This window comes from Ancylobacter sp. WKF20, assembly GCF_029760895.1.
Classification (GTDB): Bacteria; Pseudomonadota; Alphaproteobacteria; order Rhizobiales; family Xanthobacteraceae; genus Ancylobacter.
Map to the genome: position 1 here is coordinate 2013396 of NZ_CP121679.1, position 26515 is coordinate 2039910.

General features: G+C 65.3%; 39 protein-coding genes and 1 tRNA gene. 8 read left to right on the forward strand and 32 right to left on the reverse strand.

Features of this window, described 5'->3' with window-relative positions; genetic code table 11:
- Positions 1–51 precede the first annotated feature (51 nt).
- Positions 52–666: a hypothetical protein gene (locus tag AncyloWKF20_RS09365; RefSeq protein ID WP_279317580.1), complete on the forward strand. Its 615-nt coding sequence runs from the start codon at positions 52–54 to the stop codon at positions 664–666.
- On the opposite strand, the gene AncyloWKF20_RS09370 is transcribed toward AncyloWKF20_RS09365, so the two are convergent.
- Positions 653–1582, reverse strand: a complete 930-nt coding sequence (locus tag AncyloWKF20_RS09370) for a metallophosphoesterase (protein WP_279317581.1) — start codon at positions 1580–1582, stop codon at positions 653–655. The genes AncyloWKF20_RS09365 and AncyloWKF20_RS09370 overlap by 14 nt on opposite strands.
- A gap of 72 nt (positions 1583–1654) precedes the next feature.
- Here AncyloWKF20_RS09370 and AncyloWKF20_RS09375 point away from each other — a divergent pair, with 72 nt between their 5' ends.
- Both AncyloWKF20_RS09375 and AncyloWKF20_RS09380 read left to right on the forward strand, forming a co-directional pair.
- Positions 1655–2113: an NUDIX domain-containing protein gene (locus AncyloWKF20_RS09375; RefSeq protein ID WP_279317582.1), complete on the forward strand. Its 459-nt coding sequence runs from the start codon at positions 1655–1657 to the stop codon at positions 2111–2113.
- A 108-nt stretch (positions 2114–2221) separates the two neighbouring features.
- A tRNA-Met gene (locus AncyloWKF20_RS09380) sits at positions 2222–2298 on the forward strand.
- 103 nt (positions 2299–2401) lie between these two features.
- Here AncyloWKF20_RS09380 and AncyloWKF20_RS09385 read toward each other — a convergent pair.
- The 25 genes from AncyloWKF20_RS09385 to AncyloWKF20_RS09505 form a co-directional block, all read right to left on the reverse strand.
- Positions 2402–2845 carry a hypothetical protein gene (locus tag AncyloWKF20_RS09385; RefSeq protein WP_279317583.1) on the reverse strand — a complete coding sequence of 148 codons (444 nt, stop codon included), beginning with the start codon at positions 2843–2845 and terminating at the stop codon, positions 2402–2404.
- Positions 2842–4749, reverse strand: a complete 1908-nt coding sequence (locus AncyloWKF20_RS09390) for a hypothetical protein (protein ID WP_279317584.1) — start codon at positions 4747–4749, stop codon at positions 2842–2844. The genes AncyloWKF20_RS09385 and AncyloWKF20_RS09390 overlap by 4 nt, the downstream gene beginning before the upstream one ends.
- Positions 4739–6352, reverse strand: a complete 1614-nt coding sequence (locus tag AncyloWKF20_RS09395; protein WP_279317925.1) for a terminase TerL endonuclease subunit — start codon at positions 6350–6352, stop codon at positions 4739–4741. The genes AncyloWKF20_RS09390 and AncyloWKF20_RS09395 overlap by 11 nt, the downstream gene beginning before the upstream one ends.
- A complete protein-coding gene (locus AncyloWKF20_RS09400; protein ID WP_279317585.1) occupies positions 6330–6725 on the reverse strand; it encodes a phage terminase small subunit P27 family in 396 nt (131 codons plus the stop codon). Before AncyloWKF20_RS09400 ends, AncyloWKF20_RS09395 begins: the two co-directional genes overlap by 23 nt.
- Positions 6722–7039: a phage head closure protein gene (locus AncyloWKF20_RS09405; protein WP_279317586.1), complete on the reverse strand. Its 318-nt coding sequence runs from the start codon at positions 7037–7039 to the stop codon at positions 6722–6724. The genes AncyloWKF20_RS09400 and AncyloWKF20_RS09405 overlap by 4 nt, the downstream gene beginning before the upstream one ends.
- The gene (locus tag AncyloWKF20_RS09410) at positions 7036–7446 is read right to left on the reverse strand and encodes a DUF3168 domain-containing protein (RefSeq protein WP_279317587.1); all 411 of its coding nucleotides are present in this window, start codon (positions 7444–7446) and stop codon (positions 7036–7038) included. The genes AncyloWKF20_RS09405 and AncyloWKF20_RS09410 overlap by 4 nt, the downstream gene beginning before the upstream one ends.
- Positions 7443–7688, reverse strand: a complete 246-nt coding sequence (locus AncyloWKF20_RS09415; RefSeq protein WP_279317588.1) for a hypothetical protein — start codon at positions 7686–7688, stop codon at positions 7443–7445. Before AncyloWKF20_RS09415 ends, AncyloWKF20_RS09410 begins: the two co-directional genes overlap by 4 nt.
- On the reverse strand, positions 7685–8023 hold the full coding sequence (locus AncyloWKF20_RS09420; RefSeq protein ID WP_279317589.1) for a hypothetical protein: 339 nt from the start codon (positions 8021–8023) through the stop codon (positions 7685–7687). Before AncyloWKF20_RS09420 ends, AncyloWKF20_RS09415 begins: the two co-directional genes overlap by 4 nt.
- Positions 8023–8496, reverse strand: a complete 474-nt coding sequence (locus tag AncyloWKF20_RS09425; RefSeq protein ID WP_279317590.1) for an iron ABC transporter substrate-binding protein — start codon at positions 8494–8496, stop codon at positions 8023–8025. Before AncyloWKF20_RS09425 ends, AncyloWKF20_RS09420 begins: the two co-directional genes overlap by 1 nt.
- 13 nt (positions 8497–8509) lie before the next feature.
- Positions 8510–8917, reverse strand: coding sequence for an HK97-gp10 family putative phage morphogenesis protein (locus AncyloWKF20_RS09430; RefSeq protein WP_279317591.1), 408 nt, complete (start codon positions 8915–8917; stop codon positions 8510–8512).
- 1 nt (position 8918) lies between these two features.
- Positions 8919–9218, reverse strand: coding sequence for a head-tail connector protein (locus tag AncyloWKF20_RS09435; protein ID WP_279317592.1), 300 nt, complete (start codon positions 9216–9218; stop codon positions 8919–8921).
- The gene (locus AncyloWKF20_RS09440) at positions 9211–9699 is read right to left on the reverse strand and encodes an HNH endonuclease signature motif containing protein (protein WP_347710389.1); all 489 of its coding nucleotides are present in this window, start codon (positions 9697–9699) and stop codon (positions 9211–9213) included. Before AncyloWKF20_RS09440 ends, AncyloWKF20_RS09435 begins: the two co-directional genes overlap by 8 nt.
- Before the next feature lie 172 nt (positions 9700–9871).
- Entirely contained in the window at positions 9872–10252 is a 381-nt protein-coding gene (locus AncyloWKF20_RS09445; protein WP_279317593.1) for a hypothetical protein, read from the reverse strand.
- 10 nt (positions 10253–10262) lie between these two features.
- Positions 10263–11813, reverse strand: coding sequence for a phage major capsid protein (locus AncyloWKF20_RS09450; protein WP_279317594.1), 1551 nt, complete (start codon positions 11811–11813; stop codon positions 10263–10265).
- On the reverse strand, positions 11813–12925 hold the full coding sequence (locus AncyloWKF20_RS09455) for a phage portal protein (protein WP_279317926.1): 1113 nt from the start codon (positions 12923–12925) through the stop codon (positions 11813–11815). Before AncyloWKF20_RS09455 ends, AncyloWKF20_RS09450 begins: the two co-directional genes overlap by 1 nt.
- Before the next feature lie 171 nt (positions 12926–13096).
- The gene (locus tag AncyloWKF20_RS09460) at positions 13097–13471 is read right to left on the reverse strand and encodes a hypothetical protein (RefSeq protein WP_279317595.1); all 375 of its coding nucleotides are present in this window, start codon (positions 13469–13471) and stop codon (positions 13097–13099) included.
- 2 nt (positions 13472–13473) lie between these two features.
- Entirely contained in the window at positions 13474–14973 is a 1500-nt protein-coding gene (locus AncyloWKF20_RS09465) for a YfjI family protein (RefSeq protein WP_279317596.1), read from the reverse strand.
- Positions 14973–15443: a hypothetical protein gene (locus AncyloWKF20_RS09470; RefSeq protein WP_279317597.1), complete on the reverse strand. Its 471-nt coding sequence runs from the start codon at positions 15441–15443 to the stop codon at positions 14973–14975. The genes AncyloWKF20_RS09465 and AncyloWKF20_RS09470 overlap by 1 nt, the downstream gene beginning before the upstream one ends.
- 26 nt (positions 15444–15469) lie before the next feature.
- Positions 15470–15688, reverse strand: coding sequence for a hypothetical protein (locus AncyloWKF20_RS09475; RefSeq protein WP_279317598.1), 219 nt, complete (start codon positions 15686–15688; stop codon positions 15470–15472).
- Positions 15685–15993: a hypothetical protein gene (locus tag AncyloWKF20_RS09480; RefSeq protein ID WP_279317599.1), complete on the reverse strand. Its 309-nt coding sequence runs from the start codon at positions 15991–15993 to the stop codon at positions 15685–15687. Before AncyloWKF20_RS09480 ends, AncyloWKF20_RS09475 begins: the two co-directional genes overlap by 4 nt.
- Positions 15990–16280, reverse strand: coding sequence for a hypothetical protein (locus tag AncyloWKF20_RS09485; protein WP_279317600.1), 291 nt, complete (start codon positions 16278–16280; stop codon positions 15990–15992). Before AncyloWKF20_RS09485 ends, AncyloWKF20_RS09480 begins: the two co-directional genes overlap by 4 nt.
- Before the next feature lie 13 nt (positions 16281–16293).
- Complete coding sequence (locus tag AncyloWKF20_RS09490; RefSeq protein ID WP_279317601.1) at positions 16294–16893, reverse strand: hypothetical protein; 600 nt, start codon at positions 16891–16893, stop codon at positions 16294–16296.
- Positions 16894–16990: 97 nt separating this feature from the next.
- The gene (locus AncyloWKF20_RS09495; RefSeq protein ID WP_279317602.1) at positions 16991–17242 is read right to left on the reverse strand and encodes a hypothetical protein; all 252 of its coding nucleotides are present in this window, start codon (positions 17240–17242) and stop codon (positions 16991–16993) included.
- The gene (locus AncyloWKF20_RS09500) at positions 17239–17448 is read right to left on the reverse strand and encodes a hypothetical protein (protein ID WP_279317603.1); all 210 of its coding nucleotides are present in this window, start codon (positions 17446–17448) and stop codon (positions 17239–17241) included. The genes AncyloWKF20_RS09495 and AncyloWKF20_RS09500 overlap by 4 nt, the downstream gene beginning before the upstream one ends.
- A complete protein-coding gene (locus AncyloWKF20_RS09505; RefSeq protein WP_279317604.1) occupies positions 17448–17843 on the reverse strand; it encodes a hypothetical protein in 396 nt (131 codons plus the stop codon). Before AncyloWKF20_RS09505 ends, AncyloWKF20_RS09500 begins: the two co-directional genes overlap by 1 nt.
- Positions 17844–17942: 99 nt before the next feature.
- Between AncyloWKF20_RS09505 and AncyloWKF20_RS09510 the strand changes: the two genes are divergently transcribed.
- From AncyloWKF20_RS09510 to AncyloWKF20_RS09525, 4 genes are read left to right on the forward strand one after another with little or no spacing between them, the layout of a single operon-like run.
- Positions 17943–18152, forward strand: coding sequence for a helix-turn-helix transcriptional regulator (locus AncyloWKF20_RS09510; protein WP_279317605.1), 210 nt, complete (start codon positions 17943–17945; stop codon positions 18150–18152).
- A complete protein-coding gene (locus tag AncyloWKF20_RS09515; RefSeq protein ID WP_279317606.1) occupies positions 18153–18437 on the forward strand; it encodes a hypothetical protein in 285 nt (94 codons plus the stop codon).
- A gap of 35 nt (positions 18438–18472) precedes the next feature.
- The gene (locus tag AncyloWKF20_RS09520; protein ID WP_279317607.1) at positions 18473–18685 is read left to right on the forward strand and encodes a hypothetical protein; all 213 of its coding nucleotides are present in this window, start codon (positions 18473–18475) and stop codon (positions 18683–18685) included.
- The gene (locus AncyloWKF20_RS09525) at positions 18678–19061 is read left to right on the forward strand and encodes a hypothetical protein (RefSeq protein ID WP_279317608.1); all 384 of its coding nucleotides are present in this window, start codon (positions 18678–18680) and stop codon (positions 19059–19061) included. Before AncyloWKF20_RS09520 ends, AncyloWKF20_RS09525 begins: the two co-directional genes overlap by 8 nt.
- 99 nt (positions 19062–19160) lie before the next feature.
- Here the strand turns inward: AncyloWKF20_RS09525 and AncyloWKF20_RS09530 are convergent, their stop codons facing one another.
- Together AncyloWKF20_RS09530 and AncyloWKF20_RS09535 are read right to left on the reverse strand one after the other, a co-directional pair.
- Positions 19161–20453, reverse strand: a complete 1293-nt coding sequence (locus AncyloWKF20_RS09530; RefSeq protein ID WP_279317609.1) for a site-specific integrase — start codon at positions 20451–20453, stop codon at positions 19161–19163.
- Between the two features lie 323 nt (positions 20454–20776).
- On the reverse strand, positions 20777–22189 hold the full coding sequence (locus AncyloWKF20_RS09535) for an amidase (protein WP_279317610.1): 1413 nt from the start codon (positions 22187–22189) through the stop codon (positions 20777–20779).
- A gap of 111 nt (positions 22190–22300) precedes the next feature.
- Between AncyloWKF20_RS09535 and AncyloWKF20_RS09540 the strand changes: the two genes are divergently transcribed.
- Positions 22301–22438 (forward strand): hypothetical protein, encoded by a 138-nt coding sequence (locus AncyloWKF20_RS09540; RefSeq protein WP_279317611.1) that lies wholly within the window; start codon positions 22301–22303, stop codon positions 22436–22438.
- Positions 22439–22512: 74 nt separating this feature from the next.
- On the opposite strand, the gene AncyloWKF20_RS09545 is transcribed toward AncyloWKF20_RS09540, so the two are convergent.
- From AncyloWKF20_RS09545 to AncyloWKF20_RS09560, 4 genes are read right to left on the reverse strand one after another with little or no spacing between them, the layout of a single operon-like run.
- Positions 22513–23547 carry an extracellular solute-binding protein gene (locus AncyloWKF20_RS09545; protein ID WP_279317612.1) on the reverse strand — a complete coding sequence of 345 codons (1035 nt, stop codon included), beginning with the start codon at positions 23545–23547 and terminating at the stop codon, positions 22513–22515.
- A gap of 28 nt (positions 23548–23575) precedes the next feature.
- A complete protein-coding gene (locus AncyloWKF20_RS09550) occupies positions 23576–24376 on the reverse strand; it encodes an ABC transporter permease (protein WP_279317613.1) in 801 nt (266 codons plus the stop codon).
- Positions 24369–25292, reverse strand: a complete 924-nt coding sequence (locus tag AncyloWKF20_RS09555) for an ABC transporter permease (protein ID WP_279317614.1) — start codon at positions 25290–25292, stop codon at positions 24369–24371. The genes AncyloWKF20_RS09550 and AncyloWKF20_RS09555 overlap by 8 nt, the downstream gene beginning before the upstream one ends.
- A 2-nt stretch (positions 25293–25294) precedes the next feature.
- Positions 25295–26401 (reverse strand): ABC transporter ATP-binding protein, encoded by a 1107-nt coding sequence (locus AncyloWKF20_RS09560; RefSeq protein WP_279317615.1) that lies wholly within the window; start codon positions 26399–26401, stop codon positions 25295–25297.
- Between the last annotated feature and the right edge of the window lie 114 nt (positions 26402–26515).

Genomic DNA, 26515 nt, shown 5'->3' on the forward strand with positions numbered 1-26515 from the left:
GCGGGCACCGACAGGACGGGCGAGGCGGCGGAAACGGGGTTGGGGACAGGCATGGACGATAGCGAGCGCCACGGCGGCGACACGCCCGGCCTCTCCCTGCGCGAGGCCATCCGCGCCGCGCGGATCGAAGCGGCCGAACGCTCCGGCGTGATCGTGGAACTGCGCGATGCCAGCCTCGCGCGGCTGTCCATGCTCAACGAGATGCTGGACCCGATCTTCGAGGACGTGCCGCTCGACCATGCCGATCTGTTCGATCGCGGCCTGATGCCGGGCGAGACGCCGCGCCTGTTCGTCGACATGGTCGCCCATGTGGCGCTGGGGCGTGACCGTCGCACCTTCCGCTTCCTGCAGGACACCCGCGCCGGCCGGCGCGTGCTGGCCGAGAGCACCAATCCGAATGATATTGTTGACGCGGTAACGCGTTACATCGCCCGCCGGCTCATCGCCCGCGAACAGGCGATGGTCTCCAGCCTCACGCCGTCCGAGGCGGAGCCGATCCCCCACCCCGCGCCGCACCACCCTGCCCCGCCCGCGCCGGAGGCCCCGCTGGGCCAGCGAGATGCGCCGCGCGGACGGTTCGGCATGTTCCTGCTAGGTCTCGTGATCGGCGCCGTCGCCGCGATCGGCCTGTCGGCGCTCTACGGCCTGCCCGTCAGCCTGCGCTGAGCGAGCCGCTCAGCACGCGGCGGGTGCGAGTGTCCACCGCCACCTCGCCACGCTGGAAGCCTCGCGCCTCCAGCGTGCAGCGCCAGGGAAACGGCGCGTCGGCCACCCGCTCGATCCGGTAGAGATGATAGCCGCCCGGCCAGTGCCGGTCTTCCGGCCCCGCCGCGAAGGACGGCGCTTCGACCACCGGTATCAATCCACCGCTGGGCCCCGGCAGCATCTCGACCATGGGCACATGGTCGTGGCCGCAGATCACCAGCTCCGCCCCATAGCGGGCGAGCACGGCGCGCACCTCGGCCTCGTCGATGAGCCGCTTGTGGCCGGCGCGCAGGCCGCAGGGCGGGTGGTGTATCAATACCACGCGGAACAGCCCTTCCGCCCCGAGCTGCTCCAGCGCCTGCGCCAGGCGCTCGCGCTGGGGGCGGCCGACCTTGCCGGTCGCCATGAAGGGCCGGGTGGGAATGGCCGTTGAGACACCGATCAGCGCCACGCCGTCGCGCCGGCGGATGAAGGGAAAGGCGCTCTCGTCGGTCACGTCGCCATTCACGCCATCGCCGCGCATATAGTCGCCCCAGTTCAGCAGCGAGTGATGCGCGGTGGAGCGGACATAGGCGTCGTGATTGCCGGGCACGACGGTAACATCCTGCCCCTCGCCCAGCGATTTCAGGAAGTTGAGGCCGGTCGCGTACTCAGCGGCGAGGCCGACATTCACCAGATCGCCGGTCACGGCGATATGGTCCGGCGCCATCGCCTTGATGTCGGCCACCAGCAGGTCGATGGTGGCGACATTGAAACGGTGCTGGCGGCCGCGCCGCCAGTTCAGCACGCCAAGGGCGCGCTTGCCGGCGAGCTCGGCGAAGCGGGCGCGCGGCAGCGGACCAAGATGGGCGTCGGTGAGATGAGCAAGGACAAACACGGGGGTCTCCTTATCAGCCCCGGCGCCGCGATGGAATGCGCCGCGGACATGCCTTCCGTGCAAAAGCCCGGCATGGGACCGCGCCTTTTCACCCGGATGGTACATGGCTGGGGACGGCTCACGCGCGGCATGACGCTGGGGGTCAAGGCGCTGGTGATCGACGAGGCCGGCCACATCCTGCTCGCGCGCCACGGCTATGTGCCGGGCTGGCATCTGCCCGGCGGCGGGGTCGAGGTTGGGGAAACGGCGGAGGAAGCGCTGGCGCGCGAGCTACGCGAGGAAACCGGCATCCTTGCACTCGGCCGGCCGCGCCTGCACGGCCTGCTGCTCAACCGCAACCTCGCCCGGCGCGATCATGTCGCGGTCTATGTCGTCGAGCAGTTCGACAGAGGTGCTATTCCACCGCCGAACCGCGAGATCGCCGAGATCGGCGTCTTCGCGCCGGATCGCCTGCCGGAGACGACGACCGGCCCGACGCGGCGGCGCATCCACGAAGTCATCACCAACTCCCCGCCGGCGGCGCACTGGTGAGGCAAGTTCTGAGGAAAGAGCCCGCCTCGCGCACCTGCCGCCTTGACACCATCCGCCCCCCTTCCTTATATCGCGCCACTCTGCGAACGGCCTCCGGGCCGGGCGTGTGGCGGGGTAGCTCAGCTGGTTAGAGCACGGGAATCATAATCCTGGGGTCGGGGGTTCAAGTCCCTCTCCCGCTACCACATTTCTCAGAGTTTTCAGTGACTTAGCGAGACGATAGGGCGATAGACGCCCTGCCCGGCGGTTGAAGTCAGCACCAAGTCAGCACAGCGAGAAGCCCGACCTTCAGAAGAAGATCGGGAAGAGTTGGGAATTGTCGGCGACCGAGAAATCGAGTGCGCTTTCAAAAGCCGGCGTCATCTCGGGCGGGAAGACAATCAGCGTCATCGACACGCGCGTGATGCCGGTTGCTGGCGAGGTGTACTCCGGCGGGTCACCAGAGAGCTGCACCAGGCGCCGCTCATAGGTGGAGCCGTTCACGCTCACGGGCATCACCCAGCGAGCGGACAGGCCCGCCGTTTCAGCAACGAACGCCTCGAAGGCCTCCATCTCCCCTTCCTTGAAGATCCGCGACCACCGCATGGTCGCGACATCATCACCAGGGCGGCGCCGGTTGCGAACGTTCCCGCCCTCCATGGTGGTCTGGCGGAAGGGACGGAAGGGCTGAAGCTGCCAGTCCGCAGCGGCGGAGGCATACGGCAGCGAGGAAGGCCACTCGACATAGCTCATCGGCCCTGTCCTTTCGCGGGGTTGGCTCCGTAGCGGGATTCGATGGCGCGCCCGATGTCGCCGCGCGTCATGATGTCGGACGCCACGGCGCGCTTGACCTGATTGATGACCACATCCACCGATGTGGTGCCGTCGGCCTGTCTCGTCGGCGCGCTTACCTCGGCGGTGGTTCCTGGCAGGGTGTGAACGTTCACGGTCAGCTTGGCGGGCGCGGCAGTGCCCTGCCCCATGGCGTCGTTCGGAATGATGAACCCGCTCTGTCGCGGCACCAGCATTTCCGGCCCGCGCTCGCCGACCACATAGGCTTTGCCGGCCGCCACCGGCCCGCCGCTGGCTTTGTAACCGCCGAAGATGCTGGACAGCACCCCACCCAAGGCCCCGCCGTTGGTCGTGCCAGAGGCCCCGAACAGTCCCGTGAGAGCGCTCTGCAGCGCGATGTCGATGAGCCGGTCCATCACCGTGTCGAGCGCGTTGGCGAGCGCGTCCGATGCGTCGACACCCGCGCGGATGTCGTCGACAAAGCCGGAAAGCGCGTCATAGGACGTGCCCCGCAGCATATCGAGCCGGTCGATCAACGCGGCCTGCGCCATGGCGGCCTGCTCCAGCGCGGCCGCGGCAGCACCGGAGCGTTCGGCGATCTCGTTCAGCTTGTCCGCCTGCTCCGCTGTGAGCGTGATGCCGGCGCGCTGCGCCTCATTCAACAGATCCTGCTTCACCCGCAGCCGCTCTGCTTCGGCTGTTGTGAGCCCCAATGCCTGCTGCTCGACGCCCATCTGCGTGATGCGCTGCTCGGCAGCCGTCACAATCTGCCGGTAGGACTCGGCGAGCTGGTCGGCCTTCTTGGTGCTCGCCGTCTCGATCTTAGACAGATCGCCGAGGCCGCCGGGCTTGTTGACTGTGAGGCTGGTCTTGGGGCGGCTGTCGAGCTGTGCCTGAAGCTGGTCACGCTCGGCGAGGCGGGAGGCGATACCGGCATCACCGCCGATTGCCATGAAGGCCAGGCTGCTCTTGCGGGCGTTCGCCACGGCTGCGTCAATGAGGTCGATGCGCCGCTTCAGGGTGTCGGCGCTCTGCGTCTCCGTCCGGTTGAGCATGTCGGAGAAGTCGCGCATCAGCGCGACGACACCGACGAGCGCCCCCTTCAGGTTTGTGCCGACGGTGGTGGAGAGCCTGGCGAAGGCCCGGTCAATCTCTGCGGCGCGCTGCACCAGTTCGGCGTCGAGCACGTTTCCGGTGTCGCGCGCCTCCTGCCGCATCTTCGCGATGTAGCCATTGCCTCGGTCCAGGAGCCGGACGAACTGCTCACCGCCGGTGCCGCCGAATAGCTCGTCTGCGATGCGGATTTGCGCCGCCTTGTCGAGCCGCCCCAGCTTCCCGATGATTTCCTCGAAGAGCGCCGCCGGATCGGCGAGCTTCTCCTTGAGCTCATCGGCCGTGTAGCCCAGCCGCTGGAACGCCTCCGCCCCACCGCCAGCCCCGGTGACGATGAATTCATCAGCGCGAAGCTGCATCTCCTTCAGGCCATCGGTGAGCGCGTCGATGTCGACAAGCGCGCCCTGCGCCGCGTAGCCCAGTTCCTGAAATGCCTCGACACCAACGCCCGCCTTCTGCGCCTCTGCCGCCACGCGCGCCAGATCGGCCGCCGCCGTCTTGGCGCCAGCGAATAGCCCCGCGATGCCCAGCCCACTGATGCCGGCCGTCGCACCGATAGCGCCGAAGGCTGCGCCGGTGCCGCGCCCCAGATTGGCGAAGGTCTGCGACACGACACCGGCGGATCGCTTGGCGCGGTCCTCGATGGCCTTGAACTTCCGATCCGCCGTCTTCTGCGCCCTGTCGAAGTTGCGCTCGAAATCCCGGATGCGGGCCTCCAGCGCGACCACGAGCCGCTCTTCATCAACTGCCATAGAGAGCCCCTATCAGGTCGTTCACCGCTCCCTCGTCGTCGAGAAAACTGGTGGTCTCGGATGCCGCGGCGCGCGCCACGGCCATGGCGCAGGCCACAGCACCGTCGATGCGGTCCCGGCTCTTGCCCTTGTGGAACATGCGATTGCCGGCGCTGTCGGTGTGGACCGCCACGTTGTCGAAGCACCAGCGCAGGACCGGGTGCCCGCCATGAGTGAACCGGCGGCCAACAATGGCGCGTTCCAGCTCCTTCACGGCCGGCGCCATCGTCACCCAGCCCTGCCGCATCTCGACGGCCGGCAGGCCATCGTCGAGCAGATCGTTGAGCATGTTTCGGGCGAGGTGCGGATCGAAGGCGATCTCCTGCACCGCGTAGCGATCGCACAAGCCGCGGATGGTCTCTTCCACCCTGCGGAAGTCCACCACGTTGCCGGGCGTCGGGATGATGAACCCTTTCTCCGCCCACTGCGGATAGGGCACCCCGTCGCGATCCGCTCGCAGGCGAAGATTGTCCTCGGGGCAGAAGAACCACGGGTGAACGATGAAGCCGTCCTCCCCGGCGCGCCATGCCGCCACCACACAGGTGAGGTCGCCATTGCTCGACAGATCGACGCCCAGCCAACAAGGCTGGCTCTCCAGCGCGTCTAGATCGACGGGCGCGGCGCCCTCGTCATAGACGGACATCTCGACGAAGGGCGAGGTGGAGTGATCGAGCCAGACGTTGAGGTTGTATTGCAGGAAGGAGTCGCGGTCGCTCGGCGAGTTGATGGCCTTCCGGGCCTTGTCCCGGTAGCTCGCCAGGTCGGGATAGCCGTGCCGCATTCCGGGGTTCACCCGGTGCCATAACGCCTCATCGGTCCAGTCGTCCGCCTTCTCCGCCATGAAGATGACAGGCAAGGTGGCCGGATCGTCGATCTCGCCCTTCTGCACCTTGATCGCGTATTCGATGGTTCGCCAGGCGAGGTTCTCTTGCCCGCGGCCGGCGGTGCTGGCGACAACCATGAGCGTGCCGGGGATCTTCACCAGCGCGGAATCAAGCGCCTCCCACTGCTTCCGGCCGGCGGCACCCTCCCACGCGTGCAACTCGTCGGCGATGACGACATTCGGCGTTTTGCCGTGCTGGACCTTGCCGTCCGACGCCACGGCGACATAGCGGCTCCGCTCACGCTGGAAGGCTATAGAGGAATGGTAGTTGCGCACGGTGAGGTGCTTATCGAGCCGGGCGTCGGCCTCGACGATCAGCGCCACCTCGTTGAACAGCTCCATAGCCTGCTCATGCGCCGAAGCCGCCGACACGGTGAGGCCACCGGGCTGACGCTCAGGACCGACCAGGTGCAGGAGCGTGATAGCGGCGCAGAGCGAGGTCTTACGGTTTCCGCGCGGCAGGAGCAGCACGACGCGGCGCACGATGCGGCTGCCGTCTTCATGACGCGGACCATAGAGCCGGCGGATGATCCGCTCCTGAAACGGGTCAAGCTGGAATGGATGCCCGCGCGCCGGGTTCTTCGGATGCTTCAGCCGCCGGAGCCACTGCACATTCCGTTCACCACAGCCCAGCGGATCGGGGATTTCGCTGCCGTCTTCAATCCACGAGGGTATCAGCATCGTCGTCATCCCTCATCGCCGGCCGGCTCCGCGATGTCGGCGTGAGCCCCAGCTCGCCAGCGAGCAATCGAGCCTGCGCCATGGCGCCCTGTTGAATGGCCACGGCCGGGTGTTTCCGGGGGCCGTGAGGTCCGTTGAAAGTCAGCCCCTCCTTGCTGATGATCTCTGCCGCCTGCGCCACCTGGCCGACGGCGATGCAGTAGCTTTGAAGGGTTGCGACATCGCCCGTGGTCAGCACCTTCCGTTCCTGGGTGAGGATCGGCGCTACCCGCTTCCATTCGGCCTTTGCGTGCCGGTCGAACCACGAAGGCGGCGCCGGCGTCTCCATCGCCTGTGCGGCCGCCACGAGGTTTTGCGGACGGCGCCCCCTCATGTCCCAATCCTCTCGCAACGGATTTCCAGGCCCTTGCGACGGCCCAACTCCTTCAGCTCGACAATGTTGAAGGCGGCACCGTCATAGGTGACGCGATCCTGCGTCGTGATGCCGTCCAGCCATCGGGTGCGGAAGGCGAACACCCGCTCGGTGGATGCGCCATAGCTGCGCATGAACTCGGCGGTAGTCGACTGCACAAGCTGCGCTCGCAACGTGGCCAGCGCCGCCCATGTCAGGGTGACGGCGCCATACTGATCAGGCGTCTCGGTGGACCGCTCGACGATGATGGTGCGATCAAGAGACCCCGCCCTCATGAGGGGAACTCCTCAACCAGCGCCTCGAAGGTCAGCACCCCATGGCCGGTTTCGCCGTCAGGGTCTCGCGTGAAGCGCGCGCCCGTGTAGCGGGCCGACACCACCGGCACCGCCCCGAACGCACGCCCTCGGAGGGCAGCCCCGACCGTTCCCGCGATCCGGCGGGCACCAATGAGCGCCCCGTCTCGGGTCCAGACGTGGATCGTCTGATAGAGGCGCACATGGTTGTCAGCCAGGGTCAGGTCTTCGCGAACCGTCTGCCCCTCGCCGAGGATGATGCAGGGGAACCGTTCCGGCCTGGCGTGCCGGTCGAAGATGTTGGCGGACGGGACAAGCGCGAGCACATCGGTGCTGGCTTTCAGCTTTGCGACGATGGCCTCCTGAAGATTCAACGACACGTCCGTCATGGCCTGACCTTTCTCGCGCCGAGGCTTGTCATAAGGGCGCGGACGCCCTTGCCATCCTTCGCCGACACCAGCCCCGGATCGGGCTTCTCACCGCCGCCGTGGATCGCTCGGAGCATGTCCAGCTTGCCGTCATAGGCGAGGCGTAGCTCCCGCATGGTGCAGCCCATCACGACGGCGGGAGGCCAGCCGAGCCAGCCCGTGCCGATCTTGAAGAGCCATTCGAGATATTCCCCGAAGGTCACTCGCCGAAAGGGCGCGGCGGTTCCTTGGCCTCCGCTTCATCACCGGACGGCGCGCGCCCGCCATTCGCCAGCACAATGACGAAGCGCACCAGATCGGGCGTGAGGGTCATCAGGCCAGCGCCGAAGACCTGCGCCGTGGTCGCCTCGCGTTCGTCCACCGGGCGATTGAGGCCCGCCAGAACGACATCCACGGCTGCATTCAGGTCGTACCGCTCCAGCGCGGCGAGCAGGTTCATAAGCCCGCCGTGCCGTTTGTTGAGGTCCAACGCGGCGCCGAGCGTCGGCAAGAGCACCTCTTCCCGGTCGCCTATGCGGATGGTGAGCCCCTCCAGCATCAGGCTTCCTCTTCCGCCGGCAGCTCAAGGATGGCGGAATTGATGCCGATGTTGAACGTGGTCCGAACGACGTTGTTCTGCTGGCCGTAGTTGTCGCGGGCGGACATCACCAAGCCGCGGAAGTAGTAGATCGAATTGGTGTGATCGGCGTCCGGCGCATCGTTGGCGACGACCTTGAAGTTGTACTCGAAGGTGTTTTTCTCGGCGCTGCGCATGGCAATCTGGCCGGGGTCCAGCGGGTCACGGCCGACCACCAGCACCAGCGTGCCGGCATCGCGCGCGCCCTTCAGCTTCTTCACGCGGGCGTCGCCGAGTGCCGCGAAGCTGATCGCCTCGCTCTCGTCGCCAAGCTCGCCGAGGTCTTCCACCTCCTTGACTTCGACATAGGTGTCAGCGGCGAACTGGGTCTCGTTCGTCGCCGCGGTGGTGGTGCCGATATAGATCTTCGTGCCGGCAGCGGATTTGATGCTCATGACGGTCTCTCGCTCATGTCTTGGTGGATCGAACCGCCTTGGCGACGGCGCGCTTGATGCCGCTGGCCGCCTTCTTCCGGTGCAGCCGGAAGGCAGGCCAGAAGAACGGTTGAGCCGGGGCCTCAGCGGTCCCGTGCTCGACAAGGTGCGGATAGCGAACCTCGGTGTTCCCCGCCGTGATCAGGACGGCATTTGACGGGGCAACGGCGGAACCGCCGGGCTGCGAATAGGGCGGGGTCGACTGGCCGGGCGGCGTGACGGCGATGCTGTCCCTCAGCGCGCCGGTATCCTCCGGCGCGAGCTGGCGCATGGTGTCGGCCATCTCATTCGCGGCCTTGATCAGAGCCGGCGTCACCGCCGCCACCGCCGCGCGAGGTATCGCCTGCAGGCGCCGCTTGAGCCGTTCGGATTGGGCGCTCATGTCAGAATACCCACGCGCGATAGGGCTCGATCAGATCGTGGAAGCCGAACGGCACCTCCGTGACAGCACCCTGGCCGATGAAGCTGGCCTCCCGCGCCTCATAGAGGTGGCCGACGAGTAGCTTGATTGCAGCGACCACATCAGCCGGCACCTCGTCGAAATCCTCGAGCGGGCCGATCCATTTCTCGACATGCCGGCACGCCGCGGACAGCATTCCGGTGAGCAGCGCGTCGTCATCGCCGCCGGTGATGTTGAGGTGCGCCTTAAGATCGGCGAGCGGAATGATGTCAATGTCAGCCATCTGATTTCCTCATCGCGCGGCGACTTCCATCGAAATTCGCTATTTGGGGAAAATCGTGCGCTGTCTTCCCCCCGCCGGTCCCTGGGGCCTCTGGGAAGTTGCGAACCACCCCCCGGGCCTCGTCGGCCTGCTTGGCTCGGCTGTGGCAGGGCGTGCAGAGCGGCTGCCAGTTGGACCGGGACCAGAACAGCTTGCGGTCTCCACGGTGAGGGACGACGTGATCCACCACGGTGGCGGGCTGGCCGCACCGCTTGCAGGTCGGGTGCGCCTTCAGGAACGCGGCGCGCTCGGTCTGCCACTTCCCGTCATAGCCACGCTCGCGGGCTGATGGCCGGTTCTGGTCTGCCCTGGCCTTGCGGTCGGCAGCACGGCGCGCCTCGCAGGGGCACTGCACCCCTGACGCTACCTTGTGCCCACATCCGCAGATCCTCGGCGCTCTCACCGGCATGACGTTCCCTGTGTGTGAATGGGAGGTGGGCATCCACCCACCTCCCGATGAACCCTTGGCCGATGAAGGAGGCACCGGCTGGTGCTCGCGACCTTCCCCGCCTTGTCTCCCCTCTGAAGCCCATAGGGCGGGCGCCGGAGAGGCGGGGTTACCGTTGTTGGACAGGCCGCTACGTGCCCTCAAATGACAGGCGCCCTAAGCTGGATCAGGCGACGGGCGAGCGAGCGGGGTCGCCCTTGAGCGCGACGGCGCCGAGTGCGATGGACGTGCCGCCGGCCTTGGTGAGCGACAGGCGGGCGTACCGCTTGAAGCCGATGTAGCCGAGCTTGTAGGCGCTCGCCGCTGCAAGGGTCGCGGGCACCGTGCCGAGCACAGCCGAAGCCGCCGCGTCCGTGAAGGTCGATCCGTCGTCCGACTCCTGCACCTTGATGCCGAAGTCACCCGAACCGACGATGGCGCCGGTGTTGATGGCGAAGGCGACGCGATTGAAGCCCTTCAGGTCGATGGCAAGGCCATCGCCGGCAGCGGACTGAACAGCCGGCGCGAAGGCCGGGACGATACCGATATTGGAAACCAGGTCGCGCATGGGTTCTTCCTCAGCTTGCGGCCATCTTGAGCTTGCGGAGCGCCTTGGCCTGCACCACGGCCGCGCCGGTGCGGCGGGTCGCGTGAATGCGCGTCATGCCGTTGGTCGCGAGCAGGTACGGGTTGACGAGGATCGAGAGTGCCAGCCTATCGGAGATACGATAGGCGGTCGCGAAGTCACCGAACATGATCGGGAAGGCGCCGGAGGCGACATCGGGCATGTCGACGGCTTCCGTCACCGGGCGACCGAGGATCATCTCGGGCTGACCGGCCTGATAGCTCGGCTGCCAGAGATAGTTGCCCTGACCGTCCTTCAGCTTGCGGATGACAGCGAGCGTGCCGCCATTCATCAGCCAGGAGCCACGGGCGCGGTAGGCAGCCGGCAGCGCGTACATCAGGGTGACGAGCGCATCCGCCGAGAGGTTGGTGGCATGGCCGTTGATGGTCTCGCCGATGCCGCTGGCCGTGAGCAGGCCCTCCGGCTCCAGCACGCCATTACCGGACACGAAGGCCAGGCCTTCTTTTGCGCCGAAGTCCTCGGCGAGGGCTAGACGCACCTCCGCCTCAGCGGTGCCGCCGCTGTCGGCCAGGAGCTGGTTACTCACATCGACATAGGTGTTCACCTCGCGGATCGGGATCTCCACCTGGCCGAAGCTCGGCTCGCTGCCCTCCTGCGCCTGCGTCTCACCCTTCCACTTGGCGTTCGTGATGCCGGTGCGCTTGGGATAGCTCACCGAGGGCGCCGAGGTCGTGCGGACGGTGGCGAGGGTGCGGATCGGCGAGAACTCCACCAGATCACGGATGAACTCGCTCGACATCTCCGCCGGCGCCAGGAAGCCGCCCTGCGGATCGCTGGAGACGGTCAGGGCCTTCAGCTCATCCGGGCCGGCCTCCTTGCCGTGGCGCAGATAGGCGGTGAACGCCTTGCGCTCGACGCTCGGCTCATCCTTGGTCTCGGCGCCGTTCGGGCGGTTCACCTTGGCCTCGATCTTGTCCAGGCGATCCGTGAGGCCCTTGGTGACGGGCTCCAGCGCCTTGGTGACGAGGGCGGCCACGTCCGGTTCGGCCGCCTTGTGTTCCGGCACGGCCGGAGTGGTCGGTTCGGTCATCTGTTCGGTCTCCGCACCCTTGATGGTCGTCACGCGAGCGCCGGGGTGCGCGGGCACGCTCACGAGGGAAATTTCAGCGAGGTCGACGAAGGGAATGGTTCGCCCGCCGCCGGGGCGAGGCGTGGCGCCCTTGGCGGCGAAGCCGATGGAGAGGCCGCGCACCGCGCCGGCCATGATTTTGGCGCGCATCTCCTTGGCGCCGGGCACATCGTCGATGAGAAGCCGGCCCTTCACGTGCAGGCCCGCTTCCGTCTCGGTCACGCTGTCCCACACGCCGATGACAGCGCGCTGGTTATGGCCGTCCAGCATCGGCAGCGGGGCACGCGCCGAGGCGAACGCGCCCTTGGTGATCAGGTCGCCGACGCGATCCGGGGAGCCGAAAGGCCAGGCGATGCCCTCAATCGTGCCAGCCTCGCCAGCGGTGAACTTGGTCTCAAGGAACAGGCTTTCCATCACGGCACCTCGACAACGGGCTGATCAGCGCCGGGCTGGCTGCTGCCGGTGTTGGGATTGGCGTATTCGTCGCCGCCGGCGCGGGGCGGCAGGCCCAGCCAGTCGCGGCCCTCATTCGGGTTGAGCACGCGCGCCGATATCAGGCTGGAAATGGCCGTCGCGCGGGCCGTGAGGTCGGCGCGGGTGAGGTCGTCGCGGTCAAAGGTGATGCGGTAGCCCTGCCGGCGCTCATCATCGGAGAGCAGTGCCCATGTGAGGGCACCCTCCAGCGCGCGAAGCCACGGCTCTAGCGAGTAGCTCAGGAACTCCTTGCCCTGCTGCTCGCCGTTGGACCAGGTGGCGCGATCAAGGTCGTAGATCATGGCCGGCGGCACGCGGAAAGCGCGGCACACCTCCAGCGTCTGGAACTTCCGCAGCTCCAGAAACTGCGCATCGACGCTGGTGATGGTCAGCGGGTAGAACCGTGCCTCGTCATCAAGGAAGGCGGTGCGGCCGGACTTGCCGCCACCATGCGCGGCTTCCCAGAACATGGCCGCGGCTCGGATGGCTTCCGGGGCCTTCCGGCCCTTGAACGACACCATGCCGGAGGGCTTGGCGCCGTCCTTGAAGAGCCGGCCGACATGCCCCTCCATCAGCTTCGCGGCGCCGATGGCATCCGCAGCGAGAGACAGGGGCGAGCGCGAGAACGGCGAGCGGAGGTGAACCACATCGGCCGGATTCACCGGGACGTTGTTGATGCGGTAGCTCGGTTCCATCCGGCCATCGCCGGAATAGTCGACGACGAAGTGAGCCGCCTCATAGCGCACCAGCTCGACGACGCGGCCATTGACCTTGTTCGCCAGCGCCAGCGCGCCCTTGTCGGTGACCAGCGCGGCCGCAACCATGTCGCGCACCAGCGTGAAGGCATCGGTCCAGTCGTTCGGGCGCTCGGTGAGCAGCGACACCACCGGGTGATCGGCGGCCTCGGTGTCGGTGTTGCCGACGCGGCGCATCACCTTCAGGTCCAGGCAGGCCGCCGCCTCGGAGAGAAGGCGAACGGCGGACTGCACCGCCGGCAGCGTGAGGGCCTGTTCGGGAGAGACGGACAGCGCGCCGTTGGATATGCCAAACACAGACAGCAAATCGCCGTCCGGGGCGGACAGCGACTTACGGGTCAGGAAGCTGCGCAGGTATCCATAAAGCATCCAACTAAGGGCGGCGCAGTCGAACCCAAAGTCAACGCGCGCGCGTCAAGGTCTTCGGACTTTGATTTGATTGGATTGGATTAGATTAGATTGCCGTGACTACACAGAAGACTGCATCAACTGGATCACATGCTCACGCGCAAGCTGCTCGGCTTCGGCGCGGGGTAGGCCCTCGTCATGCTCCAGGATCGCGGCGCGCTCCTCATAGGTCGCCTGCCAGTCCTCACCGTCCCAACCGGAGCGATCCAGAGAAAAAACGCGAAAACGCTCTGACGGGTCACTGACAAAACTGACAGAACCTCCGGCGGCCTCGGCGCGCTCCGGCACAGAAAAATTCTGAATTCGCTCCACTGACGCACTGACAGAACTGACAAAACCTACCTGGGTAGAGGTTTCGTCAGTTTTGTCCGTGCTCCGCTCATGCGTATCGTGAATTTTTTCGGGTTGGAGCAGGCGTGCTGTCCACCGCCCCATGATCAGGCACTCTCGGCGAGGCAGGGATTCCACCGGTACACCGTAGACGGGCGGCCGCCTCTGATGTCTGGCTCCTGCGGCAGCTCGCGGCAATGGTGGGTGACGATGAGGAGGTCCAGCGCCGAGGCAACCGTCTCACGGTCGGCAAGGCCGCTCCACTGCTTACGCTGCACATCCCGCGCGGTGAACTCCTTCGGCAACTGCTTGCGCCGCTCCAAGATGAGCCGGGCGCCTTCCTCGGCGAGCGTCTGGCCGGCGGAGTAAATGCGATTGGCGTGGGAGCGCAGATAGTCCGCCCAATCGAGCGCCCGCGCCGTCGTCTCCGCATCCACTGCCGTGGTGCCGCCGCCGACCAACTCGAAGATCAGCGCCAGGCTCGCGACCGTCTTCGGCATCTTCAGGATGTGGCTCTCCATTATCTGCGAGAGCCGGCCGGAGCGGGCATCGCGCTGGTTCTCCTCCATCCACTCCCGGAACAAGGCTTGCGCCTTCGGCGTGAACCGCAGGGCGGTATAGCCCCCTTCCCCGTCGCCAAGCTCCAAGCCATGCAGGCGACGGAAGGCGCTCTCATAGTCGTCACGCGCGATAAGGCTCGGGTGCCGGTCCACCCACTGCCAGGAGCCGACATCATCCGGCCAGACGGCGAGCTGAAGACGCTGGATCAACCCGTCATTGCTCAACCCTGACACCGCGCCCTGCACGATAGGAGCGAGGCGCGAGGGCTGCATCCCGCCGATGATGGACAAGGTGCAACTGTCGATCGTGACGGTGCCGCGCCCGATCCGGTCATAGGTAAAACGGCCATCGCCGTTGAACGCCTCCAGATAGAAGGCCCGCTCCGATGCGTATTCCTCGCTCTCCATGCGCGCGAGGAAGCCGGGCAACTCATCGCGCACCAGCATGAGGCCACGCGGATTCTCGTTGAGCAGCTCGCCCAATTTTTCGACCGTCGCGTCGTTCACGATGAGGCGCGGGCACGGCGTTTCACCTCCATCGTCCTCGGCGAGGGAAGCGAGCAACTCGCGCGCCCCGGCGCGGTCTCCTTCCTTGAGCGCCTTTGCGGCCCGCTTCTTGGCGTCCTTCGCATCGATCTCGGAGAGCACATCATCGACAGCAGCCTCCCGCTCGGCTTCCTCCCACTTCCGCCGCATGTCGTCCTGCAGGGCATAGACAGGCGAAAGGGCGGACTGCATCGCGGGGGATTTCATGGCGCTCGGCCGTCCGATAATGGCGCCCCAGAGATTGGGCACCACCTGCCAGTCGTCATGCTGCTTTGGCCGGATGCGCACCCTGTTGCCCAGCGCCGCGGCGAGGCCGCACACCGCCGTGACGGCCGCGAAGTCAGGGGGCGATTGCTGCCGGTCGGCGATGTCCACCACATAGGCCCGGAGCGCCGCCGGCAGAAGATCGGGATCGAACGGCATCACCGCAGGCAGCGCGATCTTGAGCGGACGCGGGCGAGGCCACGCTTCCCGTTCGGCCTTCTCCAGAGACACCAGCATCAGGCAGCCACCTTGTGATCGGGTGAGCGAACGAAGACGGTCGCGGCCGGCGGGGCCGCGAGGCGCTGCACCTCCCGCGCATGATCCACATCTTCAGCGATAAGGGCGTGAGCCTCGGCGAGCCGTCGCCACGCCTTGGCGCGGTCCAGAATGACGATGCCGGTGCAGCCGTCGGCGAGCCATGCCAGAGGGGTGCGATGCACCACCACGCCAGGGTCAAGGGTCGCCTCGTCGAGCGCAGACTCGCCGAGCAGGACGGCGCGCCCCTCCAAGGTCCAGCACGCGGCCGGATCATCGGTGAGCCACGCCAGAAGGTCGACCACATCGCCGAAGCGATCCTCGACGGCGAGCACAAAGGCCCGCCGCCCCTCGGTGGTGTCCACCGCCTTGAGCGGGTGAACCATCAAAATGGCCTGCGAAATGCCGGCGCAGCGTAGCGCCGACATCTCTTCGCGGGACGGAAAGGGCATAGCGAGGTGCTCGTCTTCTAGAAGGGTCAAGCCAGCCCTCCATGGAGAAGGTGCCGGCGCGCATCCTCGGCGCTGGCGAACCACTGGAACCCGACGAAGGTCCGGCCATCCATGACGGCCAAAAAGGTTGAACCCGATCCGGTGTTGTGGTTCATATGAGGGACCGAGGACTTGCCAGTGCTACGGTGATTTTTGCGAACGCTCCGGTTGCCGCCGGGGCGTTTTGCTTTGGTGGGCACGGTCATGCAGAGCCTCCTTCTGCGTCCCACGCGTCGGCGAGGGCGGTGAATCGGTCGATGAAGCTGTCGACGGCGATCTCTTGGGCCTTGGCGATCATCTTCTGATCGGTCACGCCATTGGCGAGCATCACCGCTGCGATGCCGTTCCGCAGATCGCGCAGGGCGGTGTCCCACGCATCCTCGAAGACAATCGACGGCGTTTCCTCCGGCCAACTGGCTTCGACAGCGAAGAGCGAGCGCGCGATCTCGGAGCCGGCTGACTGAAAAATCCACGAGAAATGAGCTTCGGCCTCCTTTTGCGTGAAGGTCACGGCGTCACCTCGCGCTCGCTGCTCGATCCGCAGAGGGGGCCGATCTTCTCGGCGGCCCAGCGGTCAAGCTCCTCCCTGGGATAAAGCGGGGACCGGTTGCAGTACTGCACCGCCGGCCCGCCGCCGGTTACGATGAGCTTCGCCAGCGTCGAGACCTTGAAGGACAGCCCGTGCGCCAGCGCGAGGTACTCGCTGGCCTCGGAGCGGCGCAGGCGCGGCTTGCGAAGGTGGGGCGGGAGGCAAAGCTCCGCCGTCCCCGCCAAGGCGGGTTTGGTGAACTCGGTCATTTTCGGATGCTCCTCAGCCGTTCGCCGCTGTGACTTCGCCAATCCACTTGAGCAGTGCTGGCGTGGCTGTGTGCGTTACATAATGGAAGCCGTTACCAGACGAGTTGGTCGCGCCCGAGAAGCTAACCTCTCCACGCAGGGCAAGCCTCTTGGTCCGGTCGCTCGGCTGCCAGTTCATGTCGAACTGCAACTCAACAATCGCTCCATCTGTTACCTCCAGATAGACGAAATTGTCGCGACCGAGAGCATCGGATGCCATGCGGGTGCAAAGGATGGTCAGCAGATCGAGCAGCGGTTTCTTGGACAGCTCACCTAAGTTGCTGTCCAGTCCGAAGGTGTGATGAAACGCGGCCATCGGCTGCTCGCCGGCGCCGGGGACCATCTTGAAGCGCGCAAGATCGGAGGCGGCGTTGTGGGCTTCCGTTGCTGGGTGCCCGCTCATGAAGGCCAGAAGCAGCAGGACCGCTTCCTCAGTGCTGAGGTCAGGCGCGTGTCGGCCGCGCGCCTTGCGGCGGAACCCGGCCTCCGCAAGCGTCCGGTCGAAGATCAAAATGGCGTTCGGCTCTTTGTTGAGCCGAACGGCCAGCTCTCGGCAGAAGACGGCGGCATTCATGGCAAGGCTCTCGGTTGCTTCGATCTCCACTGATAGCGAATCGATGGAGAATATGCAAGTCCATTGATTTCGAATCGGTGGACGGCGCCAAGGCCTATTATTTTCCGCACAGATGGAAGTGCCCGCGGGCCTCATACCCTTCCTCGGGATAGGCACCGACCATGATGAGCCCGGTGCTCACCCGCAGGCTGGCGTGACCGGTGACGCAGTGTGCCGGGTAAAGCTCGGCGAGCGCCGCCTTGATCTCGGCGAGCGCAGCTTCGATGCGACCCTGTGGCGTGGGGGTGGTTTGGCCGATAGAGGCCAGCGCATGGGTGCCGGCGGCGTTGCATGGTAAGCGACGGTTCATCGGCCTGCCTCCTTAATCTTCATTTCGTCCAGGCGCTCCATCGCGCTTTTGACGTGACGGTCAACATTGGCGAACAAGGCCGCCAAGGCGTCGCACTGATCGGTGTTCGGCACCATGTCGTCCGTGAGGAGCATGGCCGCTCTGATGATGTGGCTGGCGATGCGCAACTCGGACTGCGCACATTCCTTGAGGCCTGACAGGCTCATCAGATTCGCTCCCCTCGATAAAACGAGCCCTGCTCATTGGTGATCCATCCGACGGACGGCTCTCCGTCCGCGTCCGGCTCAAGGTCGTCCCGGTTGTCCTCGGCGTCGTGCCCATCCTCGGGCGGATCATCCTCTTCCGCGAAATCATCCAGCTCCGCCGGGTCATCGTCCTCGGCGTCATCGTTGGCGGCGAGCATGTCGAACCGGCGCCAGCCTTCCGGGGCGCTGGTGTCCAGTTCGTCCCCGGTCGGCTCCAGGTCGGGATCACCGCCTAGTTCGTCGAGCGCGGCGAGCAGGGCCTCGACGGCGCGCTCCATGCGGCGCCGGAGCGCCGTCGTCTCGATCATCTCGAAGGTGCGGGCAAGGCTGGGGCGTTCGCCCGAATGCATGTGCATCGGCGTTCTCCTGTGGTAGATAGGGTGTTTACAGGGTGAACATGCCAGCAGGTGTTTACAGTGTCAACAGGCTCCCCAATCATCCCGGCCCAATGCAAGATGGCGCGAGCCGCCTTAGGCCTCGGCGTGCGCGATCTAGCGGCACTTGCTGGGGTCTCGGCTATGACCGTGACGCGATTTGAAAACGGTCACACCGGCGGGGCACCCGACACGCTCGCCGCGATCCAGCGCGCACTGGAAGTTGCAGGCGTCGAATTCATCGCTGAGAATGGCGGTGGTGCTGGTGTCAGGCTGAGGAAGGCAACATAGATGTTTGAAGTAGGCAAACATTATGAATTTCGCTGCATCGAAGATGGTAGCGAGTGTACTTTTTGGGGTGCTATCGAGCGTTACGAGCATCCGCTGATAAAGCTCATGGACACCCCACCGATGCGGATCACAATTGCTGGTTATGGCAGCAATGAGGTGGCGAATACCCTTGAAACACGTGGTAGCAAGGGAAAAATCATTAACGTCACTTCCTTGAATTTCGTTAGCGCCGTGGAGAGGCCCGCGGAGACTATTCAAGCTTCAGAAGAAGATGCGCAGTTATAGTCGAGCCTCGTCCCTGAATCTGAAGGACCGCGCCGATGGCGGACGGTGAGCAGGAAGAGGACCAGCGCCAGCCGGCGCTCGATCCAGACATTCATCGCCTCATCTGCGCCCTTGCCGATATGCAGGCACGCGCCGATCATGAGCGCGACAGGGCGCTTGCGCGCCAGGAAGCAGCCCGCTCCATTGGTAAGGGAGCGTCGTTCTCAACTTATCGAAGCTGCCAGACCCAAGGAGATATGAATGATTAAAGTAACTTTGGTCATCAGGGAGATCGGAAAGCTTGAGCCGGATTACTCCCTTGAGTTTAATCTTCCCGGGGTGCCGGCCGTCGGCGATTACATCTCGATACATCGTCCCGACAAGCCAGAACCGTTTAGCGAAGATGTGATAGCCAGGAAGATTTGGTGGCGACTGAACCATCCAGAAACTGGGGGAATAGCCTCTTCGCCTCCGAAGATCGGCTCCGTTCACGAAATCATGGTTGAATGCGATCCTGCGATTGGCCCCTACGCGACTGATCACTGGCGGACAATGGCTGCAGCGGCAGCCAAGCGCGGCATTACCGTTGAAGAATTCGAGGTCGAGCGCTTTAGCGTGCGGGAAAAAGATCTTCGTGGGGAATAATGGTCATGACTCTTGCAGGCTCCCCGTACCTTAGGCCTGCGAGGACGGGGAGGTTTCGTCAGTTTTGTCAGTGCCCCGCCAGAGCGTTTTCGTGTTTTTTCACTCCTCCGCGATACCCATGGCCCGCGCGATCCGCGCCGCGGTCCTGTCTGACACCGCCTTGATCGGGTCATCTCGGAGGTGGGCATAACCCTCGGTGGTGGTGGCGCGCTTGTGCCCCAGCACCTTGCCCACCAGGAACAGAGCCTCGCCGTCCGCCACGGCGAAGCTGGCGAAGGAATGCCGCAGATCGTGCAGGCGCAGCGCCGTCAGGTCCGGCGCCTCCGACACGGGCAAGCCCGCCTCTGCCGCCCGCTGCCGGGCGATCTCCGTCGCCTTATCCCTCACCCGCTGCCAGCCATGTTGCAGGCCGACCATGTGCCCCTCGCTCTCGCGAAGCGGTGGGAAGACGAACCGGCGGCCCTCCTGCCGCTCGATCCTGCGCAGGATGTCCACCGCCGGCACCGGCAGGGGCGTGACTTTGCTGCCGGTCTTGCTGTCCGGGAAGCGGATCACGCGCCGCTCGAAGTCGATCCACGCCCATTCCAGCCCCAGCACCTCACCCTTGCGGCAGCCGGTGAGCATCAGGAGCCTGATTGCATCGGCCATCGCAGGGTGCAGCTTCATTTCATCGACGCAGGCGGTGAGCGCCTCGGCGAGGAGCAGGACTTCGGCCTCGGAGAGGAACCGCTCGATCTTGTTCGGGGCATAGAGCTTGATGCCGCGGGCGGGGTTCTCGTCGATCAGCCCGCGCGCCACGGCGAAGGTGAGCGCGCCGCCAAGGCAGGCGACAGCGTGAGACGCGGCGCCCTTCCCTCCCTGCACCACGGCCAGGCCTCGCTTGCCGGTCTTGATCCGCGCCGCCGTCTTCCCCGCCGCAATGTCGCTCATCATCTTGGTGATGTCCTGCCGCCGCAGGGTCTTGAGCGGCTTCCGGCCGATGAGCGGCACGACGTGCCGGGTGAAATAAGCCCGGTCGCTGGCCCAGCTCACAGCCTTCTTGTTCGGCTTGTCCGCCGGCCCATCGGATAGATAGAGCTCGAGCAAGCCCGTCACGGTGAGCGCCTCGCGCGCGGCGCCCTTCGTCTCCAGCGGGTCGATGCCGGCGCGCACGTCGAGCAGGATCTTAGCCGCCCTCTCGCGCGCAAGCTCCGGCGTCCAGGGTGAACCGTGCTTGCCGATGGTCACCTCGCGCTGCCGGCCCTCGGCGGTGCGATAGGTCACGACATAGCTTTTCACCCCCGCCGGGGTGATGCGGAGGGCGAAACCCTTCAGGTCGGAATCCCACACCATGGTCTTGCGAGACGGGTCGGCCGTGGCGGCATCGACGACCTTCTTGGTGATCCGGGGCATGGTGGACTCGACTCCTGCATTTAAGCCAAGTCAGCACCAAGTCAGCAGCGTATGGCAAGCTCGATCAAATTCGATCCAACTCGATCAAACATAGCAGCCCGACCTACCCCTTGAAATGTCTAAGCAAATCCAATCTTGGTAAACTCGGGTAAAGGTGGTAAAAGAGCCTAACCCCAAAATCATAATCCTGGGGTCGGGGGTTCAAGTCCCTCTCCCGCTACCACTTCTCGCAGAGTTCTTTTCAGGCAGATGATGCAGACAGCCGGCCCCCAGGGGCGCGGCGGCTTTGATTGCACGGTTACGCCGCGCGGCGGACGGGCTCTCTAGGCGGTGAGAACCGGCGGGCGCCGTTGCGGCCAGCGCGTCGCCTGATGATAGACCTCGCCCGCCGCCAGCACGCGGGCATCCGCGCCGGCCCGTCCGATGAGCTGCATCCCCATCGGCAGGCCCTGCTCGCCGAAGCCGCAGGGCACGGCGAGGGATGGCAGGCCGATGAGGCTGACCGGCACCACCACCTCCATCCAGCGGTGATAGGTGTCCATCACCCGGCCATTGATCTCACGCGGCCAGCGCCAGTCCGCCGGGAAGGGCCAAACCTGCGCCGAGGGCATCACCAGCAGGTCATAGGTGTCGAACAGTGTGGAGGCTACATGATACCAGCGCGAGCGCATAAGGCTCGCCGCATAGGCGTCAGCAGCCGTCACGCTGCGGCCGAACTCGATTTCCCACACCGTCTCCGGCTTCAGCAGCGCCCGCTTGTCGGGGTCCGCCCAGAGCGCGCCCTTGCCACCGGCATTGAGGAAGCCACGCAGGTGAATCCACGCGGTCCACAGCTCCTCGGCCGGGAAAGGCGGCGGCACCTCGTCGATGGTGGTGCCAAGTTGCTCAAGCACCGCAAGGCCTTGCCGGCAGAGATCGAGAATGCCGGGCTCGCAAGGGTAGGCCCCGCCCCAGTCGCCGAGCCAGCCGACCCGCAGGCCGGCGAGATTGGCCGCAGGCCCCGGTTCATAGCGGAAGGCAGGGCGCGGGAAAGGCGCGGCGGGGTTCTCGCCGGACAGCGTTTCCAGAAGCCGGGCGACGTCCTCCACCGTGCGCCCCATCGGCCCGTCCGTGGCCATGGTCGCCATGAAGGTCTCGCCCTCCGCGTCAGAAGGCACAAGGCCCCAGCTCGGCCGGAAGCCATAGACGTTGCAGAAGGCGGCCGGGTTGCGCAGGCTCCCCATCATGTCCGAGCCATCGGCAACCGGCACCAGCCGCGCCGCCAGCGCCGCCGCCGCTCCGCCAGAGGAGCCACCCGCCGCGCGGGTAATATCATACGGATTGCGCGTCACACCGTAGACGGGATTGAAGCTGTGGCTGCCATGACCCCATTCCGGCGTATTGGTCTTGCCGGTGAAGATCGCCCCGGCCGCGCGCAGCCGGGCGGCGACGAGATCATCCGCCACCGGCACATAGTCGCGGTGGAGCGGCGAGCCATAGGTCGTGCGCAGCCCGCGCACCGCCACCAGATCCTTCACTGCATGCGGCAGGCCATGCATCCAGCCACGCGGCGCGGCCTCATCGGCGGCGCGGGCCTCGTCCATCAGCACATCCGCGTCACGCGGGGCGACGATGGCGTTGATGGTATCATTTGCCGGAAGACGGTCGAGATAGGCGGCCATCACCTCCGACGGACGCACCTCGCGGGTGGCGATGAGGCGCGACAACTCGCTGGCCGTGAGGTCCATCAGTGACATGGGCGTGTCCACAAGCCGACCGAAGCGACAGGGAGTAGTACGCATTGCCTAAGGGCAGGATCAATCTACACTAGAATACGCGTACACGAATGCGCGCGGCGAAGATTTGCGATGACCCTGCTACGGTTTCAACTCGCGCTGATGCTGGTTCATCTGGCGGCCCTGGTGGCGCCAGCAAGTTTCCGGCCGCGCTTCATCACCTTGATCGAAAGTCTGCGCTCGATGGTGGAGATGCTCAATGAGCGTTGAGCAGTCCAACCTGATCGCTCTCATCGGGTAGAGATCCCGGCGAGCAAAGCCCGCCGGGATTGATCAGGCGGGTATTACTTGTTCACGTCGGTCCAGATGCGCGCATAGAGGTCGGAAACCTCCGGCGGGCAGGTCGTGAGGAACTCGCCGGCCTTCTCGAACTGCGCCGGAACGTTCAGCTCCGGGGCATCCTTCATGTCGGCCGGGAAGAACTTCTCCGACCCCTTGATGCCGTTGGCATATTTGGCGAAGGCCGAGATCAGCGCGGCATTCTCCGGCTCCATGATGAAGTTCATGAACAGCTTGGCGTTCTCGACATTCTTGGCGTCCTTCACGATCGCCACGCTGTCCATGAACACCGGGTAGCCTTCCTTCGGATAGCCGAAGGCGATGTCCGGGTTCTTCAGGCGCGAGCGCAGGATGGCGCCGTTCCAGTAATACACCGCGGCATAGTCGCCCGAGGGCAGCTTCTCGGTCACGCTGTAGTCCATGGCAAGCCACTTGGGCTTGGCTTCCAGCAGCTTGTCGCGGACCTTCTTCAGCACCGCCTTGTCGGCCGTGCACCAGTCGCCGCCGACATATTTGATGGTGGCGAAGAGAACGTCGTTCATCTCCGGCTCGACATTGATCTTGCCGACCAGTTCCTTAGGCGGATCAAGGAAGATGGCGGAGGTGTTGATGTCGCCGCTATAGACCTTCTTGTTGATGCCGATGCCGCTCAGGCCCCACTGCCACGGCACCGAATAGTGACGGCCCGGATCCCACGGCACGTTCACCCAGCGCTCGTCGACATTCTTGAAGTTCGACATCTGGTCCGGGCGGGCCTCCAGCAGCAGGCCTTCCTTGATCCAGATCGGCAGATAGTTGGCCGAGGGCACCACGATGTCGAAGCCATGGCCGCCGGCGCGGATCTTGGCCAGCGCGGTATCGTTCGAGTCGTAGTCGGTGACGCTCACCTTGACCTTATAGGTGTCCTCGAACTTCTTGATCAGCTCGGGGCTGGTGTAGTCGCCCCAGTTGTAGATGTTGAGGTTGCCCTCGGCCGCGGCGCTGCCGGCAAGACCCAGCAGGGCGAACGCCGCCGAGGCGGCCGTCATCTTCCAGTTCATGTTCCGTCTCCGTAAGGTCTCGTTATCGTTAGGTCTTGCGGCGGTTGATGAAGAAGAACGCCGTCACCAGAACCACCGACAGCGCCAGGAAGGCCGTGGCGATGGCGTTGATTTCGGGTGTCACGGCGCGGCGGATCTGGCCGAGCATGTAGGTCGGCAGGGTGTCCTGCCCGCCCGATTTGACGAACTCGGTGATGACCACGTCGTCCAGCGAGATGACGAAGGCGAGCATGAAGCCGGCGATGATGCCGGGCCTCAAGAGCGGCAGCGTCACCCGCCGGAAGGCCATCCACGGCGTCGCATAGAGATCGGCCGCCGCGCGCTCGAGCGTGGAGTCCATGCTCTCCAGACGCGCGCGGATCGGCAGATAGGCGAAGGGAATGCAGAAGGCGGTATGGGCGATGATCAGGTAGCCAAGCCCGGAATAGCCGGTCCACACCTTGATGCGCGAGAACACGATCAGCAGCGCCACGGCGGTGACGATCTCCGGCACCATCAGCGGCGTGTTGATGAAGGCGTATTTGATCCCGAGCCCGCGATAGGGCGCCGTGCGGGTGGTGGCGATCGCGGCCATGGTGGCAGCGATGGTGGCGATGGTCGCCGCGCTCACCGCGATGATGAGCGAGCGCCACGCCGCATCCTGCACGGCGCGATTGTCCCACGCATCGGCGAACCAGCGCAGCGAGAAGCCGCCCCAGGTGGTGACGGATTCGCTCGCGTTGAAGGCGTAGGCGACCAGCGTCAGGATCGGCAGATACAGCATCGCGAAGGTGAACATCGCGATGGTACCGAAGCCGGTCTGGGAGCGTATGTCGAAGTGCCTAGCCATGCTGCGCCCCCGTGCGTGCGGCGTTGCGCACATAGAACAGCAGGGCCACCATCACCGCCGCCATGAGCGCGATGGAGAGCGCCGCGCCGAGCGGCCAGTTGCGGCCGGAGCCGAATTGCAGCTCGATCAAATTGCCGAGCATCATGTTCTTGCCGCCCCCCAGAACGCGCGGGATCACATAGGCGCCAAGCGAGGGAATGAAGACCAGGATCGAGCCGGCGATGATACCGGGCTTGACCAGCGGTATGATGATGCGGCGGAGCACGGCGAAGCGGCCGGCATAGAGATCATAGCCCGCCTCGACCAGCCGGAAGTCCAGCTTCTCCATGCTGGCATAGAGCGGCAGCACCATGAGCGGAAGGTAGACATACACCATGCCGAACAGGATGGCCCAGTCGGTGTACATGATCTGCAGGGGCTGATCGATGACGTGCAGCCAGATCAGCAGCGTGTTGAGGATGCCCTCGTTGCGGATCACCTGCTGCATGGCGAAGGTGCGGATCAGCAGGTTGGTCCAGAACGGGATGGTCACGAGGAACACCCACATCTCCCGCGTATGCCGCGGCCGCGTCGCGATGAAATAGGCCGTCGGGAAACCGAGAGCGAGGGTCGCCAGCGTGGTGATCATCGACAGGCGCACCGAGCGCCAGATGATCGAGAGATGGGCGTCGGCGATGGCGACGGTGTCGTCGAACATGTCCCGCTGGAGAAAGACGGAGAACCATCCGTCGAGCGAGAACTGGCCGAATTTCACATCGCCATAATCGCCCTTCGCCATGAAGGAATAGGCGAGCATGACGAAGAGCGGGCCGATGGCGGCAACGAAGATTATGGCGAGGGCCGGCAGCGAGAGCAGCCAGCGGCTGCGCACCCGTTCCCGTTCGGCCCTTTCGGCGGCTTCCGCAGCACTGGCCATGGTCAGTCCCTCAGCACCTGGGCCGCATCCGCGGCGATGTCGATGCCAATGCGGTCGCCCACCACGAAGCCGCAGGACTGGCTGCGCGAGTTTTGCTGGCGCACCATGAACACGGCGCCGTCGCTCAGCCGCGTATGGATATGCGTGTCGGTCCCGAAATAGACGACGTTCTCCACCGTGCCGGAAAGCTGGCCGCCCGTCGCCACCGCCCGCGCATGTTCGGGGCGCACCACAACGGTAACGCTGCTGGCGGGTGCGGCACCCTCGGCAACCGTCGCGTCGATCTCGGCGCCGGAGGAAAGACGCACCCGCGCCATGCCGCCGGACGTGCCGATAACGGCCGCCGTGAGGAGGTTGGTCTCGCCGATGAAGTCCGCGACGAAGCGATCGGCCGGCTTGTCATAGATGTCCCAGGGCGAGCCGATCTGCAGCACCTTGCCCTTGGACATGACCGCGATGCGGTCGGACATGGTGAGCGCTTCTTCCTGGTCATGCGTCACGAAGACGAAGGTGATGCCGGTCTCGCTCTGCATCCGCTTGAGCTCGATCTGCATCTCCTTGCGCAGCTTGTAGTCGAGCGCCGAGAGCGGCTCGTCGAGCAGCAGCACCTTCGGGCTCGGCGCCAGCGCGCGGGCGAGCGCGACGCGCTGGGCCTGGCCACCGGAAATCTGGTCGGTGCGCCGGCCAGCCAGTTCCTCCATCCGCACAAGCTTCAGCATGGCGGCGACGCGGCTGGTGATCTCCGCCTTGGGCTTGCCGAGCATCTCCAACCCAAAGGCGATGTTCTCGCGCACGGTGAGGTGCGGAAACAGGGCGTAGCTCTGGAACACCGTGTTGATCGGCCGCTTAAAGGGCGGCAGGCCGGCAATGTCCTCGCCATGCAGCAGGATGGCGCCTTCGGTCGGATACTCGAAGCCGGCGATCATGCGCAGCAGTGTAGTTTTACCGCAGCCGGACGGTCCGAGGAGGGTGAAGAACTCATTCTCGCGAATCGCGATCGACACATTGTCGAGGGCCCGAAGCGCGGTCGGCCCCTGCCCGAACTCCTTGACGATCCCCCTTGCCTCAATGGCCACACGTTGTTCCCGCGCCAAGGAAGGGTCCGGCATACTCGCACCTGTTTTCGTCTGATCGCCGCTCTGCGGGCGCCGTGGAACCGGGCGCCCGTTATTGTTGAGGGGAGCCTATTAGACGGCTTGGCGGGCGACAAGGCGTCCGGCTAA